Origin of the sequence: Haloarcula terrestris (genome assembly GCF_031624315.1) — an archaeon.
Lineage (GTDB): Archaea > Halobacteriota > Halobacteria > Halobacteriales > Haloarculaceae > Haloarcula > Haloarcula terrestris.
Window position 1 is genome coordinate 271515 of sequence record NZ_JAMQOM010000004.1, and the last position, 16990, is coordinate 288504.

Consider the following 16990-nt stretch of genomic DNA (forward strand, 5'->3'; position numbering starts at 1 on the left):
GGTCAGCCACCTCGGACAATGCCGGTCATCGAATGCGACGAGACGACGGCCCGCGAGCGCCTGGTGGACGCGGGGCTGGACATCCAGCAGGGAAACACCGACCACGAGCGGTGGCGCGCCGAATACGGCGGTTCGACCGCAGTAGCCTACGAGGGCAAAATCGTCATACAGGGCGAGGGTACTGCACAACTGGAGGCGCTGTTGCGCGACAGCGACGGCGGTCGCGTCCACGCGTACTTCGACGGCGCGTCACGGGGCAACCCGGGTCCGGCCTCAGTCGGCTACGTGCTTGTCAACGACAGCGGAATCGTCACCGAGGGCGGCGAGACCATCGGAACGGCGACGAACAACCAGGCCGAGTACAAAGCGCTCATCCGGGCGGTCGAAGTCGCGCGCGATTTCGGGTTCGACGACGTTCACATCCGGGGCGACTCGGAGCTAATCGTCAAGCAGGTCCGTGGCGAATGGGATACGAACAATCCCGAACTCCGCGAGAACCGAATCCGCGTGCGCGAACTGCTGACCGACTTCGACGACTGGCAGATCGAGCACGTTCCGCGGGAAATAAACGACCGTGCGGACGAACTAGCCAACGACGCACTCGACGATGACTGACCTGCCGACAGACGTGACTGAACAGGCCGAACGACTCACGAGACTCGCCCGCGAGGCGGCCGACGATGCCGAGGCGGACGCCTACAGGACCGAACGGGACGAGATCCTCGCCGAGTACGACTACACTGCCCGCATCAGAAACGACGAAACCGGCGACGTGCTCGTCTGCCATCCCGTCGAATGGGTCGAGGACGGCGTCATCCGTCCCGAGCGAGTTGCTGACATCGACCGCGGCGTCGAGATACGGCTCTCCGGTCCCGGCGACCCCGACGCGTGGGACGAAATCGATGCTGCAAACCGGGCTGTCGTCGAGGCTGTTACCGACACACACGGCGAGACTCACGGGGCGAACGCGGAACTGCTCGCTGATTTCATGGGCAACCACTACGCGAAACCGATCGCCGAGGCGACGCCGGAGGAGCTACAGGAGTTCCGGGACGACTACGTCCGTCGCAACGCGTGGCCGAGTGAGGAACAGCGGTCGGTCCTCGACAGATCGATCCGACTCACTGTGGAAGAAGCTGGCGGCCGCGTTCCCGAACCGTAGTCGTCTACTACACCCGCCGGTAGTCAGTGTTTAATTCGCGGTAATAATTGGTTAACAGCAGTTCGCAGTGCCCAGTTGCGAGTCTACTGCTGCGTCGCGATCAGATCGCGGAGTTCGTCGGCCCGACCGTCCTCGGAAACGAACTTGCCGAATATCCATCCGAGCTGGTCAAGAACCGCATCCTTGCCCGTCTCCGTCAGGGAGTACTGGTTCGTTCGCTTGTCGAGTTCGCTCTTCTCGACGAGATCCATCTCGACGAGGTCGTCGAGGTTCGGGTACAGGCGACCGTGGTTGACTTCGTCGTTGTAGTATTCCTCGAGCTCTCGCTTGATAGCGAGACCATACCGCGGCTCTTCAGCGAGTATTACCAGAATGTTTTGCTGAAAAGCAGTGAGTTCTTTTGCAATGCCCGGACTGTCAGTTACTGTTTGTGCCTCTGACATAGTTGGGTAAATGTCAGCAGGCTATTTAACACTTGTTAAATTTGGCGCACAACGCCTTCTGTGGGCCATTAACCACCATACGACTAGCAGCCTCAGTCATAACAGTAAATGTATATGTACTGGGGAAAGCCGAATTGGATTTTCGATTTATTTGCTCTCTGATTGTCGATTACAGGGAGTAAGTGTAATCTAAGAACATATCTATAGTTAGATATTATTGCGTTATATAACACATAATAGCGGATAGCTGTGGCTATTACGAAAGGATTTTTTGACGGCGTCGCGCAGTCGGCGGTGATGACGAACCTCTGGGAAGATCTCGAAACCGGACCGAACCCGCCGGAAGAAATCTACGCTGTCGTTGAGTGTCTGAAAGGCGAGCGAAACAAGTACGAGTACGAGAAGGACATCCCCGGCGTCGTCCTCGACCGCGTGCTTCATTCAAACGTTCATTACCCCTCCGACTACGGCTTCATTCCGCAGTCGTACTACGACGACGAGGACCCCTTCGACGTGCTAGTCCTGGTCGAAGACCAGACGTTCCCCGGCTGTGTCATCGAGGCCCGCCCGGTCGCCCTGATGAAGATGGACGACGACGGCGAGCAGGACGACAAGGTCATCGCTGTCCCCATCGAGGATCCGCGATACGACCACATCGAAGACCTCGACGACATCCCACAGCAGACCCTCGACGAGATCGACGAGTTCTTCTCGACGTACAAGAACCTCGAAGAAGGCAAGGAAGTCGAAACGCTGGGTTGGGAGGACAAGGAAGCCGCCAAGGACGCTATCGTCCACGCACAGGAACTGTACGACGAAGAGTTCAACTAGGGCTTTCGGGCGTTCTCCGTTTGCGGTTTTTCCGCCACTGCGTATTTCCAGAAGTAATACCGGCAGGTCTCTCCGATTATGTATGAGCATGGGTAATCTTTTCACCGTACAGTGGCTACCGCTACGTGTATGGCTACTGATGACACTGACGCGGCGCTGGACCACACGACTGTCGTTCCGCGAGCAAAGCGGCGGTCGACACCCGGAATCGCACATCTGACCGTGGTTCCGGAGAACGCGGACCAGTCATCATAACCGTTCACTGCGTCGATGATATTGCCGCTTTCGGTGACGCGGCAGCGAAAAGAAGTTTCTTGTTCCTGACCTGACTAACGGGTCGTATGGGATTATTCGACCGTCTGAAGGGAGACGACGCACCGCGTGTTGCCTTCTTCGGCATCGACGGCGTACCGTTCAGCCTCATCGACGAACACCCGGACGTGTTCCCGAACCTCTCTGAGATGGCTGCGGAGGGTAGTGCCGGCCCTATCGACAGCATCGTTCCACCCGAGTCTAGCGCCTGCTGGCCGGCGCTGACGACTGGTGTCAACCCCGGACAAACCGGTGTGTATGGCTTTCAGGACCGCGAAGTCGGCTCCTACGATACGTACGTCCCGATGGGACGTGACGTGCAGGCCACGCGGCTCTGGGACCGCGTCACCGACGAGGGCCGAGACGCGACGGTCCTGAACGTGCCGGTGACCTTCCCACCGCAGCGGAACGTCCAGCGGATGGTGTCGGGCTTCCTCTCACCGGGTGTGGATAAGGCCGCATATCCCGACGAGCTCCGGGACCATCTCCAGGAAAGCGACTATCGAATCGACGTTAACGCCAAACTCGGCCACGACGACGACAAGAGCGACTTCGTCGAGGACGCCCACGAGACCCTCGAAAAGCGCTACGAGGCGTTCAAACACTACGTCGACCAGGACGACTGGGACCTGTTTTTCGGCGTGTTCATGACGACGGACCGGGTGAATCACTTCCTGTTCAAGGACTACGAGCGCGACGGCGAGAACAAGGAGGCCTTTTTGGAGTTCTACAAGCAGGTGGACGCCTATCTCGGCGACCTGCGCGACCGACTGCCCGATGACGTGACGATGGTCGTCGCCTCGGATCACGGCTTCACCTCGCTGGACTACGAGGTCCACTTCAACGAGTGGCTCCAGCAGGAGGGGTGGCTCGACTACGCCGCGGACGACCACTCCGAACTCGGCGACATCAGCGAGGACACGAAGGCGTACTCGCTCATTCCCGGTCGCTTCTACATCAACCTGGAGGGCCGCGAACCGAACGGTAGCGTGCCCCAGGACGAATACGAGTCCGTCCGCGCGGAACTCAAGGAGAAGCTCGAAGCGCTTGAGGGACCGGACGGCAAGCCCGTCGCCGACCGCGTCGTCACCAAGGAGGACGCCTTCCGCGGCGACCACGACGACATCGCCCCGGACCTCACCGTCGTCCCGAACCACGGATTCGACCTCAAGGCCGGGTTCAAAGGCTCTGAGGACGTGTTCGGTGTCGGTCCGCGAAACGGCATGCACAGCTTCGACAACGCGACGCTCCTGGTCGATGACCCGGACGTTCGCATCGATGACGCCGACCTCTACGACATCGCACCGACGATTCTCGACCTGCTCGACCACGACTTCGACCGCGCGAAGTTCGACGGAAGCAGCCTCGCCTGAGGTTGCCGTCCCGGTCGAGTATGTACCGTTTCCGTCCCGAAAACAGCTAGAATAGCCCGTCCAGTTCGTCGTTCGTGAACTCGTCCGGGTCAGTCGTCGCGCCCTGGGACTCGGCCGCCTCGCGGGCGCGGTCCATGAACTCCTGGATCCGCTCGGATCGCTCGACGCCGGAGAGGACGATGAGTGACGCGATTTTGTCGGATCCGAGCGGGAAGTCCCCGCCCCGAACCTCCATACTGCCGGTCTGGTCCTCCACCCAGCGGCGCGCCCGTTCGACGCCTTTCCGCGAGAGGCGTTCTGGGTCGCCCGCGACGACGAGAAGGGCGGAGTCGGCTTTGACAGCGTTGGGGAGACTCATACTCGTGAGGAGGGCTTTCCGGGTGACGCTGGTGATCGTGTTGACGTTCTCGCCGGCGTCTTCGCTGGCCTCGGCACTGGCGTAGCCGATGGAGGCGATACCGCCGCCCCGGAGCGTGTTGATAATCTCCGAGGAGTCGACGACGCTTTCGCCGACCCCTTCGACTGCCTCGCCGGAGGCAAACAGCAATCCGACGCGCTGTGAGATGGCGTCGTTGACGCGCTTGAAGCCATCGGCCACGCTGTCACCGCTGCCGCGCCAGGCGTCGTTGTCAACGAGGAGGAGGGAATCGGCCTCGCGGGCAGCGGTTTTGAGCGAGCGGCCGGCGTTGGCCTGATAGAGGCCGCCTTCGTCGCGACCGGGGAGGATGCCGAGGACGTACACCGGCTTCTCGTAGATGCGCTTGAGTTCGCGGGCGAGCATCGGTGCGCCGCCGGAGCCGGTGCCGCCGCCGAGGCCGGCGACGACCACGAGCGCCTCGGCCTCGGTCGTGATGCGGCCGTCGAGTTCGTCGAGGATCTCGGTGGTGTTCTCCTGCATGATCTGGGCCCCGAGCTCGTTGTCGCCGCCGACGCCGTGGCCTTTCACGCGATCTTGCCCGATGAGGGCCGTATCGATATCGAGGTTCTGGAGATCGGCCTTCGCCGTGTTGACGGCGAGGGCTCCCCGTACAGCGTCGAACCCCATATCGTAGTCGAATTGGGTGAGGGACTGGGTGACTTTCCCACCGGCCTGCCCGACACCAATCAGGACGACTTTCATACACAATGTCTTGTGAGGGTAACTAATCAACGTTGTCCTCACACGACCAGTCGACGGAACAGCAGGATCACGTAGGCGACCCACGGGAGCGGGACCGGCCTACTCGATCTGAAGCGTGTAGATCCGTTTCCGGGCGTCTGAAAACGAGAACCGGGAGTCGATGACACCGACATCTTCCAGCCGGGAGAGGGCGTACCGAACCGTTCGCGGCGGCAGTAGCGTCTCTTCGGCGAGTTGGCTCTGGGTCAGGGTGTCGTTGTACTCGAGGACTTTCGCGACGAGCTTCGCGCTCGGCGGGAGGTCACGAACGGCGTCCCACCCGCTGTTCTCGTGTTTGCTGTCGGTATCAGCGGACTGGATATCGGATGCACTCATTGTATTCTCCCCTATCCAATACAGGATGATAATATTTACTGTTCCAAATTATGCTTGATGGAAATAATACGGCAACATAGGTCGCCAAGTCCGTGACCGATGCCCGAAAGTTTACCTTCAGTACCTCCGGTGTCACAGACGTGGACGAAGTCGAGGTCAGCACAGTCGTGTACGTCTCACCTGAGGAAGTCTACGAGTTCCTGCTTGACTTCCCGGGCTATGCTCGATACTCGGAGTATCTCGACCGCGTGACACAGGACGGCGACGGCTCGCCGGGGACGAACTACGACCTCGTGTTCTCGTGGTGGAAGCTCTCCTACACCGCCCGGTCGGAGGTGACTGACGTGTCTCCGCCGACACGGATCGACTGGCGGATCGTCAAAGACATCGATGCCGAGGGGTACTGGGCGGTCGAACCCGATCCCGACGGCGTCCCGGCAGATGTGGAGACGGCGTCACGCGTCCGGTTCCACGTCACCTTCGATCCCGGGTCGGCGTCGGACGACGCCGTCGACCTCCCCAGGCTCGTCTCGATGGACTGGGTCATCGAGAAGGTGAAGCCGCTTATAAAGAAGGAGGCGACTAAAATCGTCGAACGGGTCGTCGAGGACCTCGAAGGGCAAAAGCGGGACGTTGATCTGGAGATTCACACGGGTCCGGACACGGTGTGACGAAGCGGGGTCCGGAAAACGGGTGCCGCCCTATTCGGGTGTCTCGTAGTCGCCGCCGTAGCGGATGAAGAAGTACGCGAGGCCCAGCGTCGCGACCATCACGAACGATGTTGCGACGCCGAGCGTTTTCGCGCTGTTTGGTACTTCCGGCGGGCCGGAGCTCCCGCCGCTATCGCCGCCAGAGGACTGTGTCGGGTAGTCGGTGCCGACGACGACGGCCCCTTTCATCCCGAGGGATTCGTGGGGGACACAGACGTAGGGGTAGATGCCGTCTTCCTCGAAGGTGTGCTCGTAGTTGACGCCGGTGCTGGAGACGGCGCTCCCGGAATCCAGTGGCCCTTCGCCGTCCGAGACGACGTTGTGGCCGCCGCCCTCGCCTGTCCATTCGAACTGGACGGTCGCGCCGTTGTCGACGTGGATCGCCGCCGGACCGAACCCGTAGGGCTGGCCGCCGTTATCGACGCCGACTTCGACAGTGGCGCTGTCCTGTCCGGTCGCATCGGTAACCGACCCGTCGAAGTTACCGACCCCATCGAGGAAACCGCCGAAGTCCGGCGGCCCGCCGCCACCGCCGCCGCCGTCGCCTGTGCCGGTCTCCTCCTGTGCGGTTGCGGTGCCTGCAGCGGCCGACGCAGCCGTGGCTCCCGCCGCCGTCCGTAAGAAGCCCCGACGGGACACATCCGCTCTACCGTCTGTCATACCTGACCGTTTGGGACTCCCCGTCCTGAATATGTCGGTTTCGAATCGGGTGCTTCTCTCGCAGCGTTATCACGCATGCCACAGGTGCCGTGAAGCATTTAACGCCGGTAGGCCGAAACCACCGGTATGTCTACCGGAAATACTGGGGTCGTCGGCGGTATCCGTATCGACCTCAACAGGTTACATGAAACGTGGATGGAGCTGGTGTATCCACGCCAGCGAAACGCTGACAACACTGTCCTCGGGACGTGGACGCCGGACTCCTCGTTCGGGATGGCCCTCTATCGCCTCTGGTCTGCGCTCGGGGTCCCAGTCATCGCCGTGGTCTATCCGCTGGTACTGTGTGGCGTCGTCCTGCGGTACCAGACCCGTCGGATCGATGGGACGGCGACCCGGTTGGGCGTTGTCGGCGTCGTTCTCCTCTCCGTACTTGTCTGGGGCGGTCTGGCGGCGCTCGCGCGGTTCGAACCGGGCAGCATCGACCTCGTCTCGGGCGGGTTCACCGCGGTCGCTGTCGCCGGTGGGGTCGCGACGCTGTCGGCCGCGCTCGCGGTCACGTTTCGGCGCGTCGGCGGTCGCGGAACGACGGTCGCACTGGCGTATCCGTTCGCCATGACGGCTATCTTCCTCCCGCCAGTCGTCGCGGCGCTGTACTCGAAGACGGTCGCCTCTGTCGTCATCCCCGCGAGCGACTCGCTATCCCGCTGGTTCCTCTATGAGGTGCTGGCCTCGGTCGGTGTCGCGGAGTTCTTCATCCAGAACTTCGACCGGGAAGGCATCGCCTACGTCATTATCTGGCTCGGCATCTCCATCCCGCTGGGGTGGGTGCTGGGCCTGTTGGTGACGCTTGCGGACCTTGTTCGCCCGACGGAGTGACCGCGAGGCCACCGGTTAGACGAACCCGGCTCCAACATCGGTTGTTCTCGAACCCACCGAGGCTCTTACCGAGCGCAGTGAAACAGCGGCCGCTGACTGAAACCTGTCAGGTCCGCTCGTGATGGAGACAACAGGCCCATCGCTCACAGGGCAGCCACTGCAATACAGAGCAATCGCACGATTCCAGCGGTCAAAGGCTGGTGATGAACGCTACGTGTAGACGAAACATCCATTCTACACCAAGAAATTTATAAAATGAGCTATAAGTTTACACACCATGTCGAAAGTCGCTGACGCCATTCTGAATTTTGAGGATACGACACCCCGTGTCGTTGCTGACTTGGGGAACGTTGACTTTGAAGTACGGCATATCCGAGATGACCTGAAAGAACGCTACTCGGATACTGACCTCGACAAGGCGTACAAACTAATAATGGCGAACCAGGTCACCGGTGACGATTTTAAACAGCTTATCGGCGAAGCACAGTACAAGGCACAATCGTTAATTTTCGACTCTATCATCGTGTTCGTCTTTCCGTCCGACCGCTACCGGGCAGTTTTCGCCTCGTTTGACTACCGAGAGGACTTCCCGGTCGTTCAATTAGTTCAGCAGGTTACAGAGCCGAATTCGGCTACATAGGACGCAACTGCTGTACGGTTGCTTCGGATCTCTATCTAGGGGTATTCCGTCGGTTGCGGATTGACACGAACGACGGCAGTTAGCTGAATCCGTTCTCCGAGTCCCACACTGGCGAAACCTGTGTCTCTGATCCTGCTCAGTGTGTCGTCCGAGATGGAGGGTCCGGTCACCGAGCGGAATCGGAACCCGGGCAGCAATGAGTTACTCTCGGGGGCCGAGACGGACCGCTACGGACTGGCGCGGAACTCGCCGTGTTTCATCCCGAGGAAGAACGCGATGACGGAGAATACGATCATCGAGGGCAGGACCATCATCAGGACCGTCGAACGCTGCATGACGGACGTGAGCGCGACCGTCGCAACGGCGACGATCACGACGAGTGGGGCCACTGCGGGCACGAAGTCAAATTCCATAGTTCCATTTGTAGCCGGACAAGTAAATTCTTTAAGAAAGGCTCTCAACTGACGGATCGATTACTCGGTGTTCGTTCTCGTCGCGCTCCTTACCGTGATAAAATATAACGAGTACCGCGCGACCCCGGTAACAGCCGCCTGACCGACCGCTACGACGGCGTCGCGTCGGCCGGCCGGATCACTGTTTTTTCCGGTGCTTCCCCGTCAGCGACGGCGATGTCCGCGGTCTCGTCGCCGCCGAACACCACCGTTGCGCCGGCCCGCATCGGTCCGAGCAATCCGGCGACGACCGCGCCCGCTGTCGTCATCGGCGCGCGAAGGGCGAGTGTCGTCTCCGCGTCGATATCGTAATCCGCGACAACACGGCCGCTTTCGGCCATGAGTTCGCCGTGTGTGTACGTTCTGTCGGCCGCCAGCACGTCGTCGTCGGGCGCGACTTCGCCCGGCGGCTGGAGCGGGTTCTCGCTCCACAGTTCCCGCTCGAACTGGGCGACGGTGGCGTCTTCGACTGGGCCGCCGTAGGCCAATCCCTTCGTCCCCGGCCCTCGTGTGTAGCGGTCGAGCCACGCCGCCGGCGCGACCAGCGCCGTCGCGTCGACCGCATTTGGCGGGTCCATGTCCACGACCGCACCGTCGAGGGCGGCCGCGAGGAAGGCAAGCAGGGCGTCCGGCGCGTCCCGAAGGTAGCCCGGCTTGTCCTCGTCGGTCGGTTCCTTCGGGCCAACGACGACGGCGACTCGGGTCCCGTGCCGGACGCCGTAGTGGCGCAGCAGATTCCCGCCCTTCCAGGCGTTCGTGGCGAAGTCGGAGTAGCTGTACGGCGTCGACCGCTCCGGCGAACGAAAGAGGACGCCGTCACGGTCGCGGGCCTGCGCGACGAGATCACCGAGTACCTGCATGCGTCGTGGTTCGGCCCCACCGATCAAAAACAGCGCGGCCACAAAGCCGATGTAGGTGGCTTCCCCCACGCTGTATAAATGAAACGCCAACAACAGGTCGCCGACGTGCTCAGACACAACGACATCGACACGCCGCCCGCCTATCGATTACTCGACGTGGTGGCCGAACTCGGCACTATTGCGGGCGAGGTCAACGAGACGACTGGCTACGGCACCGACTCGACGGCGCTGTCGGTACAAGAGGACGAACTCGGTGACGCCCTGTTCGCGCTGCTGGCGCTGTGTGAACAACTCGATGTCGACGCTGACGCTGCGCTCTCGGCGGCACTCGCAAAATACGAAGGCCGGTCAGACAGGAACGGAACGCCAGCGAGCGGCGACTGACTACAGCGAGTTCTTCAGCTTTTTGAAGAAGCCTTCCTCAACGTCGACTTCCTCGCCGCCGGCCTCCGCGAACTGTTCGAGGGCCTCCTTCTGCTCGCCGTTGAGGCTGTCGGGCGTGACGACCTGCACCTGCACGTAGAGGTCGCCCCGGCCCCGCCGGCGGAGTCGCGGCATTCCCTTGCCTTCCAGACGGAACACTTCGCCGCTCTGGGTCCCGCTGGGTACGTCGACCTCGACTTCGCCGTCCAGCGTCGGGACGGTGATGGTGTCGCCGAACACGGCCTGCGGGAACGAGATAGCCTGCTGGTGTTGCAGGTCGTCCCCGTCGCGTTCGAAGTCCGGGTTGTTGCGGACACTCACCTGAATCAGGAGGTCGCCGTTCGGGCCGCCGTGGTCGCCCGGCGCGCCCTCGCGTTCCATCCGGAGCGTCTGTCCGTCGGCGATGCCGGCGGGGATCTCGACTTCGAGGCTCGCGTCGTTCTGGACGACGCCGTTGCCCCGACAGGTCGAACACGTCTCGTCGTACAGCGTTCCCTCACCGTCACACCGGCGGCAGGTCGTCGTCTGCTGGACTCGCCCCATCGGCGTCTGCTGGACCTGCGTCGTCTGGCCCTGCCCGTTACACTCGGGACAGGTTTCGGAGTCGGCCCCGGGCGGATGTCCGGCCCCGTCACAGTCGTCGCAGGCCTCCGGTCGGGTGACGTTCAACTGCTTCGTCGCACCGTTGTAGGCCTCTTCGAGGTCGATTTCGAGTCGCGTCTGGAGGTCCTGGCCCTGCCGCCGTCGGCTACCGCCACGTCCACCGCGACCACCGCCGCCGCCGAAGAACTGGTCGAAGATGTCCTGCATATCGAAGCCACCAGCGCCGCCGCCGAAGGGGTCCCCGCCCATACCGCCACGGCCGCCGCCACCGCCAGCGCCACCGCGCTTCTCGGCCTGCTCGAAGCGGTCGTGGCCCATCTGGTCGTACATCTGGCGTTTCTCCTCGTCGGTGAGGACCTCCTTGGCCTTCTTGGCCTGCTTGAACTTCTCCTCGGCGTCGGGGTCGTCGCTCACGTCCGGGTGGTACTCCCGGGCCTTCTCTCGATAGGCCTCCTTGATTTCGTCTTCGGAGGCGTCCTGAGAGACACCCAGTATCTCGTAGAAATCCTGACTCATTCGTTGTACGAGGCATAGACGATTGAGCTACTTCAAAAGAACGGGTTGCCGACTAGTCGTGTCTGGAGGCGTTGTCGCAGATGGCCCAGCCAGCCCGGAGTAGCCAACCGGTCTTTCTCTTTCTTCCCAGTGATCCAACAGGGTGTTTACGAGGGGTCCCACGGCGCTAAGATAGCCTGAATCGACTGTGCGGGCCGGCTGCATAGGGACAGAGAATGGTACCACCGGACGAGGAGATAACCCAAGTGGTTTCCGCAGTGTACTCCTCATTTAAAATGAGGTTACTTATCAAATGGGATTTCTTGATTCGTTCGGTGCGTTAGCGAGCGGTATCGTCGCGGCAATCGTTATGCTGGCGTTTGCTATCCTCAGTTTCTTCGTGACGGTGTTCATCGTGCAGGCCGGTGCTGGACTGGCCGGGTATTCACCGAGCGGGGACTTCGTCGTGCTGTCGGCCGCGCTACTCGCAACAGGTGCTATCGTTGCCGGTGCGACGCCGATGACCAGCCTCAGCGGGACCCACGAATAGGGTCAACCGAGTACCCTTGTATCGAACAAACTGAAACACTCCAGAGCAGTCCGTGTGAGCGCTTTCTTGACGCCTTGGTGGTCCAACTGAACAGCCCCTCGCAGCGAGACATCGCGACTCCGACCGTCGGCCCGGACCGGGGCGCTTATTTCGGTGCCGGGGGAGGATTCGGGCAATGAGTCCTGAGTCGTCGCGCGGTCGCCGGGGTCTCGTCACGGTCGAGCGGGTCGCCGTCTGGGGACTCGCGGCGCTGGCCGTCGCCGGACTGGTCGCGCTTGTCGTCGGTCCCGGCGCGGATCTTCGGACGGCATCGCCGTCGGTCACCATCGACGGCGAGTTCGACGCTGAGGCGGGGACGGTCACACTCACCCACGCCGGCGGTGACCGGCTCACGGACACCAGCACGCACGCGGTGGAGATCGTCGTCACCGATGCCGACCGGAACCGGTCGACCACGCTGCTGTGGGCGGATGCGGCCCGACTCCCTATCGAGTCGGGTGAGATGTTCGTCGTTGACGACCCGCGCGTGGATTCGGACGGTGACGGCAACTACCTCGATGGCGATGCCTCCGTCGGCTTCTACCTCGATAGCGGCGATACTGTCGCAGTCCGCTGGACCGGCCGGCCACTCGGCGCCCCAAGCGAGCGGACGACGACGCTCGACACGGTGACGGTTTCAAACGAGACCGGCTGACTGTTGGGTGGTCACGAATTGAGGCGGCTGTTGTGGACGTACACGTCGCCGTACTCGGTCACGGTGACCGCGTAGTCACCCAACCGAAACGAGAGTGAGATGCTGCTGTCCGGTTTAGTCGGAGACTCGAAAAGTTCGTCGAGCGCGTCCGGGTCGACCGTTTCGATCAGCGGTGGGAGCTCTATGGCTTTCCGGTCGGCCGCGATTGCGACCGTCTGAACGACCGCTAACGACGGGGAGATGACGTTCCAGTCGAACTCGGCGTGGAGGAGATCAGTACTGTCGGGTGCCCGCCCGGACCGGTTGTCAGACCCGCTCATTATGTGAAATGTACACATCTATCATATTAACTCTACGGTCAAGTTATAAGTCTCTTTATTGATATAATTATCTATCCTCGATATCGGCGTAAATCCCTGGATACTCCCGTAGCAATATATTTAATGATTTAAAATTATAATAGCGGTCTGGTACAGTACCCATATCATGAGTTCGTCGATTCAAGATGCCGCGCTGACTGTGAGCGGCGACGGCATGACTGCGATGGAGACACCGATCCGGTTGCCAGACAACTGCTAGCGGCCGTCACCACTATCCGCGTGTGGCAAAACGCGCCGCTTGCGGCCTGCAGGTGTGGTTTCGTGAAAACGGCACGCAGCCGATGTGGTTGGGACACATTGGGCGCTGCGTGCCAACTACTCATAGTCAACACCCATGTATAACAGTTGTGTGATTAACTGAGTAAAACAAAATATAACAGAACCTTAACTAATTCTCGAATCGGCGATATCAACCGCTGGGAGCCGTTTCGCGGCAGAACGCCGAGCCCTGAATGTCAAAATATGCTATCTGAGACAAACGGCGACAGTGTGACAGTAACAATGTCTTTTACCTGTGGGCGTCATCCGCCTAGACACACTCGGCTTCTACCGAGATGAAGGTTGGGACACATGACATCTGATGCAACACACGAAGAGGCGGTCAGTTTACTCCAAGAGCTGGGGTTGAAAGAGTACGAGGCGAAATGTTTTGTAGGACTCTCACGGATGTCCGGCGGTACAGCGAAGGGACTGAGTGAGGTGACGGAAGTCCCGAGGACCCGCGTTTACGACGCAGTTCGGATCCTCGAAGCGAAAGGGCTGGTCGAGGTCCAGCATTCGAGCCCCCAGCAGTTCCGTGCGGTCCCGCTCTCCGAGGCCACCGAAACGCTTCGAGACCAGTACGAGAATCGGGTCGAACGGCTCCAATCCGCACTGAGCGATATCGGGACCATCGAATCCGACGACGACGAGGCTGAGCTACAGGAGGTCTGGTCGCTCTCCGGCTCCGACGCCATCGAGAACCGCGCCGCGGCAATCATCGATGACGCGACCGACGAAGTGGTACTCGTTATCGGCACTGAAGCGATCCTCAGCGACACGCTGATCGAACAACTCAACTCGCTCGACCAGGGCACCGACCTCATCATCGGCAGCGGGTCCGCTTCGATACAGGACCGGGTCGAACAGGAGATCCCGCGGGCGACCACGTTCCTGTCGGAACTGGACTGGCTCCGTGGTGAAATGACTCCCGAGGAGGACGCCGCCGTCGGCCGACTCCTGCTCGTCGACCGGTCGGCGTTGCTGGTCAGTTCAATCGACCCGCCGACGGGCAGCGAACAGGCCATCTTTGCGACCGGGCTCAGAAACGGGCTCATCGTCATCGCGCGCCGCCTCCTCTCGCAGGGCGTCGTCGAAATGACACCAGTAGAACAGGATTAGCGAACTATGCAGAGCGGGCCGTCGCAGTCCACTTCTCTCAGTCGTCGCGGTGCTCGTAGAGAAAATCGAGTAGCGGCCGGAGCCGCTCGTATTCCGGTCCGCGTGTCACCCGATGGGTCTCCCGGTCCCAGTCGATGAATCCCATCTCAGCCAGTTTCGGAAGCTGCTGGTGATACCATGTCGCCGGAATGGCCGGCTCTCCCACCAGTGCTCCGTCGTCGTCGAACTCTGTGGCGGACGGCCGCCACCGCTCCGCGTCGCGCAAGGCGAACAGTATCTGCCGGCGGTCCTCGTCTCGTACCGCATCGAGTTGGGCGCTCAGACACTGCGGCTGGATCTGTTTTTGATTGCTCACTGCGCGGCCGTACGCTCGGGTATCTGATATATATGTATTATTTTCACTATCTAGTGTTGTTTTGATTATCAGGGTTACTTTGATCGTGTGCCTGTCCGAAATGGCACGCATAGCGGAGTAGCGGCGTTGGCACGACGGTATCTAGGAAATCCGTGTCTTCACTTCAAAGTGATAGAAAATACTTACACTGATAAAGTATATTTAAGTTGACCGTTATACCGGTTCCGAACGGTTCGCCGTCGGGCCTACGATTCGGACTCGTGCTGCTAGTCCTCGTCGTCTTCGTCTACGTCTTCGAAGTCGGCGTCGACGTACTCCTCGCCCTGCTCGGCCGCGCCGCCCGCTGCGCCGCCCGGACCGGCAGCCCCGCCGGGGCCGGCACCGGCTGCGCCGCCCGGACCAGCACCCGCAGCGCCGCCGGCGGCCTGCTGGGCCTCCTCCTGGTACATCTGCTTGCCGATCTCCTGCAGTTCCTCGCTCAGGGTCTCGGTGACTTCCTCGTAGTCCTCCTTCGTGGCGTCCTCGTCTTCGAGGACTTCCTCGACATCCTCGATTTTGGCCTCGATGTCGGACCGGAGGTCGTCCTCGATCTCCTCCTCGTTTTCATCCAGCAGCGTCTCGGCACGCCGGACGGACGCCTCGGCCTCGTTGCGCGCTTCGATGCGTTCACGCCGCTGCTCGTCTTCCTCGGCGTGCTGTTCGGCTTCCTGTTGCATCTCCTCGATCTGGTCGTCGGAGAGACCGGCACCGCCCTCGATGGTGATGTCCTCCTTGTTGCCCGAGCCTTTGTCCTCGGCTTCGACGTTGACAATGCCGTTCTCGTCGATGTTGAACGACACCTCGATCTGCGGGGTGCCGGCGGGCGCGGGCGGGATGCCCGAGAGCGCGAACGCGCCGAGTAGTTCGTTCTCCTCGGCGATTTCACGCTCGCCCTGGAAGACGCGGATCTGGACCTGCGTCTGGTTGTCCTGGGCGGTCGTGAAGATCTTCGACTCCTCGGTCGGAATGGTCGTGTTCTTGTCGATGAGCCGCTCGAACAGGCCGCCCTTGACCTCGACGCCCAGCGACAGCGGCGTCACGTCGAGCAGGACGATGTCGTCCACGTCGCCGCTCAGGACACCGGCCTGGATGGCCGCGCCCAGCGCGACGGCCTCGTCGGGGTTGACGTTCTTTTTCGGCGCCTGGCCGGTCATCTCCTCGACCTTGTTCTGGACCTGTGGCATCCGCGTCGAACCGCCGACGAGGATGACTTCATCGATGTCGCCCTTGTCGTAGTCGGCGTCTGAGAGGGCCTGCTCCGTCGGGCCGACGGTGCGCTCGATGAGGTCCTCGGTCAGTGACTCGAACTTCGCGCGCGTGATCTTCTGTTCGAGGTCGAGCGGGCCGTCGTCCGTGGTCGCAATGAACGGGAGGTTGATCCGGGTCTCCTTGCGCGAGGAGAGTTCGATCTTGGCTTCCTCGGCGGCCTCGGTCAGCCGCTGGAGGGCCTGCCGGTCGTCCCGGAGGTCGATGCCGTGTTCGGCCTCGAACTCGTCGGCGAGGTAGTCGATGATGGCGTGGTCCCAGTCGTCGCCACCGAGGTCGTTGTCCCCGTTGGTCGCGACGACCTCGTAGACGCCCCCGCCCAGGTCGAGGATGGACACGTCGAAGGTCCCCCCACCGAGGTCGTACACGAGGACGGTCTGGTCGGACTCGTCGTCGAGCCCGTAGGCCATCGCGGCCGCGGTCGGCTCGTTGACGATGCGTTCGACCTCGAAGCCGGCGATCTCGCCGGCGTCCTTGGTCGCCTGGCGCTGTCGGTCGTTGAAGTACGCCGGCACCGTGATGACCGCCTTCTCGATCTCGTCGCCGAGGTACTCCTCGGCGTCGTGTTTGATCTTCTGGAGGATCATCGCCGAGACCTGCTCGGGCGTGTACTCCTCGCCGTCCAGTTCGACCGAGTAGTCGTCTTCGCCCATGTGGCGCTTGATCGACTGGATGGTCTGGTCGGGGTTCTTGATTGCCTGGTTCTTCGCCGGCTTCCCGACGAGTCGCTCGCCGTCGTCGAACGCGACGACAGAGGGTGTCGTCCGCTCGCCTTCGCCGTTGACAATGATTTCAGGGTCGCCACCTTCCATGACCGCGAACGCGCTGTTCGTGGTCCCGAGGTCGATACCCAGAATCTTGTTGCTCGCCATCTTACCCGCTCATAGCGGATTGGGCCGGTTAAAAGTTGCTAGATGTACTGATTCGAAAAGCGCCCGACGACCCCTCCTCCGGGCGGTTTTATACTCGGTATCCTTCCCCGACCGATGCT

Annotated in this window: 22 protein-coding genes; 12 read left to right on the forward strand and 10 right to left on the reverse strand. The window is 61.5% G+C overall.

Going from position 1 to position 16990, the window contains the following annotated elements; all coding sequences use genetic code 11:
* Nucleotides 1-18: 18 nt before the first annotated feature.
* Both rnhA and NDI54_RS11575 read left to right on the forward strand, forming a co-directional pair.
* Nucleotides 19-615: a ribonuclease HI gene (gene rnhA, locus NDI54_RS11570; RefSeq protein WP_310896598.1), complete on the forward strand. Its 597-nt coding sequence runs from the start codon at nucleotides 19-21 to the stop codon at nucleotides 613-615.
* Complete coding sequence (locus tag NDI54_RS11575; RefSeq protein ID WP_310896599.1) at nucleotides 608-1162, forward strand: DUF7108 family protein; 555 nt, start codon at nucleotides 608-610, stop codon at nucleotides 1160-1162. The genes rnhA and NDI54_RS11575 overlap by 8 nt, the downstream gene beginning before the upstream one ends.
* Before the next feature lie 83 nt (nucleotides 1163-1245).
* Here NDI54_RS11575 and NDI54_RS11580 read toward each other — a convergent pair whose 3' ends face one another.
* Nucleotides 1246-1605, reverse strand: coding sequence for a PadR family transcriptional regulator (locus NDI54_RS11580; protein WP_310896600.1), 360 nt, complete (start codon nucleotides 1603-1605; stop codon nucleotides 1246-1248).
* A gap of 297 nt (nucleotides 1606-1902) precedes the next feature.
* Here NDI54_RS11580 and NDI54_RS11585 point away from each other — a divergent pair, with 297 nt between their 5' ends.
* The 3 genes from NDI54_RS11585 to NDI54_RS11595 all read left to right on the forward strand — a co-directional run bounded on the left by NDI54_RS11585 (nucleotide 1903) and on the right by NDI54_RS11595 (nucleotide 4121).
* Complete coding sequence (locus tag NDI54_RS11585) at nucleotides 1903-2436, forward strand: inorganic diphosphatase (RefSeq protein WP_004593839.1); 534 nt, start codon at nucleotides 1903-1905, stop codon at nucleotides 2434-2436.
* A 129-nt stretch (nucleotides 2437-2565) separates the two neighbouring features.
* Complete coding sequence (locus NDI54_RS11590) at nucleotides 2566-2691, forward strand: hypothetical protein (RefSeq protein WP_268812788.1); 126 nt, start codon at nucleotides 2566-2568, stop codon at nucleotides 2689-2691.
* An 86-nt stretch (nucleotides 2692-2777) separates the two neighbouring features.
* Entirely contained in the window at nucleotides 2778-4121 is a 1344-nt protein-coding gene (locus NDI54_RS11595) for an alkaline phosphatase family protein (protein WP_310896601.1), read from the forward strand.
* 46 nt (nucleotides 4122-4167) lie between these two features.
* On the opposite strand, the gene NDI54_RS11600 is transcribed toward NDI54_RS11595, so the two are convergent.
* A complete protein-coding gene (locus NDI54_RS11600) occupies nucleotides 4168-5241 on the reverse strand; it encodes a tubulin/FtsZ family protein (protein ID WP_310896602.1) in 1074 nt (357 codons plus the stop codon).
* A 99-nt stretch (nucleotides 5242-5340) separates the two neighbouring features.
* Nucleotides 5341-5616 (reverse strand): MarR family transcriptional regulator, encoded by a 276-nt coding sequence (locus NDI54_RS11605; RefSeq protein ID WP_310896603.1) that lies wholly within the window; start codon nucleotides 5614-5616, stop codon nucleotides 5341-5343.
* Nucleotides 5617-5756: 140 nt separating this feature from the next.
* Here NDI54_RS11605 and NDI54_RS11610 point away from each other — a divergent pair, with 140 nt between their 5' ends.
* Nucleotides 5757-6287 (forward strand): type II toxin-antitoxin system RatA family toxin, encoded by a 531-nt coding sequence (locus tag NDI54_RS11610; protein WP_310896604.1) that lies wholly within the window; start codon nucleotides 5757-5759, stop codon nucleotides 6285-6287.
* 30 nt (nucleotides 6288-6317) lie between these two features.
* Here the strand turns inward: NDI54_RS11610 and NDI54_RS11615 are convergent, their stop codons facing one another.
* Nucleotides 6318-6986: a halocyanin domain-containing protein gene (locus tag NDI54_RS11615; protein ID WP_310896605.1), complete on the reverse strand. Its 669-nt coding sequence runs from the start codon at nucleotides 6984-6986 to the stop codon at nucleotides 6318-6320.
* Nucleotides 6987-7112: 126 nt separating this feature from the next.
* On the opposite strand from NDI54_RS11615, the gene NDI54_RS11620 reads away from it, so the two are divergent.
* Together NDI54_RS11620 and NDI54_RS11625 are read left to right on the forward strand one after the other, a co-directional pair.
* Nucleotides 7113-7862, forward strand: a complete 750-nt coding sequence (locus NDI54_RS11620) for a hypothetical protein (RefSeq protein WP_310896606.1) — start codon at nucleotides 7113-7115, stop codon at nucleotides 7860-7862.
* 277 nt (nucleotides 7863-8139) lie between these two features.
* Nucleotides 8140-8502, forward strand: coding sequence for a hypothetical protein (locus tag NDI54_RS11625; RefSeq protein WP_310896607.1), 363 nt, complete (start codon nucleotides 8140-8142; stop codon nucleotides 8500-8502).
* A 227-nt stretch (nucleotides 8503-8729) separates the two neighbouring features.
* Here the strand turns inward: NDI54_RS11625 and NDI54_RS11630 are convergent, their stop codons facing one another.
* The gene (locus tag NDI54_RS11630; RefSeq protein WP_310896608.1) at nucleotides 8730-8915 is read right to left on the reverse strand and encodes a DUF7333 family protein; all 186 of its coding nucleotides are present in this window, start codon (nucleotides 8913-8915) and stop codon (nucleotides 8730-8732) included.
* 149 nt (nucleotides 8916-9064) lie between these two features.
* On the reverse strand, nucleotides 9065-9814 hold the full coding sequence (locus tag NDI54_RS11635) for a hypothetical protein (protein ID WP_310896876.1): 750 nt from the start codon (nucleotides 9812-9814) through the stop codon (nucleotides 9065-9067).
* Between the two features lie 78 nt (nucleotides 9815-9892).
* Here NDI54_RS11635 and NDI54_RS11640 point away from each other — a divergent pair, with 78 nt between their 5' ends.
* Nucleotides 9893-10198, forward strand: a complete 306-nt coding sequence (locus NDI54_RS11640) for a MazG-like family protein (RefSeq protein WP_310896609.1) — start codon at nucleotides 9893-9895, stop codon at nucleotides 10196-10198.
* On the opposite strand, the gene dnaJ is transcribed toward NDI54_RS11640, so the two are convergent.
* Entirely contained in the window at nucleotides 10199-11356 is a 1158-nt protein-coding gene (dnaJ, locus tag NDI54_RS11645; RefSeq protein ID WP_310896610.1) for a molecular chaperone DnaJ, read from the reverse strand. It abuts the gene before it with no gap.
* Between the two features lie 292 nt (nucleotides 11357-11648).
* Between dnaJ and NDI54_RS11650 the strand changes: the two genes are divergently transcribed.
* Nucleotides 11649-11885: a hypothetical protein gene (locus NDI54_RS11650; RefSeq protein WP_310896611.1), complete on the forward strand. Its 237-nt coding sequence runs from the start codon at nucleotides 11649-11651 to the stop codon at nucleotides 11883-11885.
* Between the two features lie 175 nt (nucleotides 11886-12060).
* Nucleotides 12061-12579 (forward strand): hypothetical protein, encoded by a 519-nt coding sequence (locus tag NDI54_RS11655; protein WP_310896612.1) that lies wholly within the window; start codon nucleotides 12061-12063, stop codon nucleotides 12577-12579.
* A gap of 11 nt (nucleotides 12580-12590) precedes the next feature.
* Here NDI54_RS11655 and NDI54_RS11660 read toward each other — a convergent pair whose 3' ends face one another.
* The gene (locus tag NDI54_RS11660) at nucleotides 12591-12899 is read right to left on the reverse strand and encodes a HalOD1 output domain-containing protein (protein WP_310896613.1); all 309 of its coding nucleotides are present in this window, start codon (nucleotides 12897-12899) and stop codon (nucleotides 12591-12593) included.
* Nucleotides 12900-13529: 630 nt separating this feature from the next.
* On the opposite strand from NDI54_RS11660, the gene NDI54_RS11665 reads away from it, so the two are divergent.
* Nucleotides 13530-14339: a TrmB family transcriptional regulator gene (locus NDI54_RS11665; RefSeq protein ID WP_310896614.1), complete on the forward strand. Its 810-nt coding sequence runs from the start codon at nucleotides 13530-13532 to the stop codon at nucleotides 14337-14339.
* A 37-nt stretch (nucleotides 14340-14376) separates the two neighbouring features.
* Here the strand turns inward: NDI54_RS11665 and NDI54_RS11670 are convergent, their stop codons facing one another.
* The gene (locus tag NDI54_RS11670; protein WP_310896615.1) at nucleotides 14377-14694 is read right to left on the reverse strand and encodes a hypothetical protein; all 318 of its coding nucleotides are present in this window, start codon (nucleotides 14692-14694) and stop codon (nucleotides 14377-14379) included.
* A 266-nt stretch (nucleotides 14695-14960) separates the two neighbouring features.
* Nucleotides 14961-16871 carry a molecular chaperone DnaK gene (gene dnaK / locus NDI54_RS11675; RefSeq protein WP_310896616.1) on the reverse strand — a complete coding sequence of 637 codons (1911 nt, stop codon included), beginning with the start codon at nucleotides 16869-16871 and terminating at the stop codon, nucleotides 14961-14963.
* Nucleotides 16872-16990: the final 119 nt, after the last annotated feature.

Coding starts and splice junctions, on each gene's coding strand:
- NDI54_RS11650 (WP_310896611.1), top strand. CDS start 11,649: ATGGGATTTCTTGATTCGTTCGGTGCGTTAGCGAGCGGTATCGTCGCG.
- NDI54_RS11575 (WP_310896599.1), top strand. CDS start 608: ATGACTGACCTGCCGACAGACGTGACTGAACAGGCCGAACGACTCACG.
- NDI54_RS11585 (WP_004593839.1), top strand. CDS start 1,903: ATGACGAACCTCTGGGAAGATCTCGAAACCGGACCGAACCCGCCGGAA.
- rnhA (WP_310896598.1), top strand. CDS start 19: ATGCCGGTCATCGAATGCGACGAGACGACGGCCCGCGAGCGCCTGGTG.
- NDI54_RS11635 (WP_310896876.1), bottom strand. CDS start 9,814: ATGCAGGTACTCGGTGATCTCGTCGCGCAGGCCCGCGACCGTGACGGC.
- NDI54_RS11665 (WP_310896614.1), top strand. CDS start 13,530: ATGACATCTGATGCAACACACGAAGAGGCGGTCAGTTTACTCCAAGAG.
- NDI54_RS11630 (WP_310896608.1), bottom strand. CDS start 8,915: ATGGAATTTGACTTCGTGCCCGCAGTGGCCCCACTCGTCGTGATCGTC.
- dnaJ (WP_310896610.1), bottom strand. CDS start 11,356: ATGAGTCAGGATTTCTACGAGATACTGGGTGTCTCTCAGGACGCCTCC.
- NDI54_RS11590 (WP_268812788.1), top strand. CDS start 2,566: ATGGCTACTGATGACACTGACGCGGCGCTGGACCACACGACTGTCGTT.
- NDI54_RS11655 (WP_310896612.1), top strand. CDS start 12,061: ATGAGTCCTGAGTCGTCGCGCGGTCGCCGGGGTCTCGTCACGGTCGAG.
- NDI54_RS11615 (WP_310896605.1), bottom strand. CDS start 6,986: ATGACAGACGGTAGAGCGGATGTGTCCCGTCGGGGCTTCTTACGGACG.
- dnaK (WP_310896616.1), bottom strand. CDS start 16,871: ATGGCGAGCAACAAGATTCTGGGTATCGACCTCGGGACCACGAACAGC.
- NDI54_RS11580 (WP_310896600.1), bottom strand. CDS start 1,605: ATGTCAGAGGCACAAACAGTAACTGACAGTCCGGGCATTGCAAAAGAA.
- NDI54_RS11620 (WP_310896606.1), top strand. CDS start 7,113: ATGTCTACCGGAAATACTGGGGTCGTCGGCGGTATCCGTATCGACCTC.
- NDI54_RS11640 (WP_310896609.1), top strand. CDS start 9,893: ATGAAACGCCAACAACAGGTCGCCGACGTGCTCAGACACAACGACATC.
- NDI54_RS11605 (WP_310896603.1), bottom strand. CDS start 5,616: ATGAGTGCATCCGATATCCAGTCCGCTGATACCGACAGCAAACACGAG.
- NDI54_RS11625 (WP_310896607.1), top strand. CDS start 8,140: ATGTCGAAAGTCGCTGACGCCATTCTGAATTTTGAGGATACGACACCC.
- NDI54_RS11660 (WP_310896613.1), bottom strand. CDS start 12,899: ATGAGCGGGTCTGACAACCGGTCCGGGCGGGCACCCGACAGTACTGAT.
- NDI54_RS11595 (WP_310896601.1), top strand. CDS start 2,778: ATGGGATTATTCGACCGTCTGAAGGGAGACGACGCACCGCGTGTTGCC.
- NDI54_RS11600 (WP_310896602.1), bottom strand. CDS start 5,241: ATGAAAGTCGTCCTGATTGGTGTCGGGCAGGCCGGTGGGAAAGTCACC.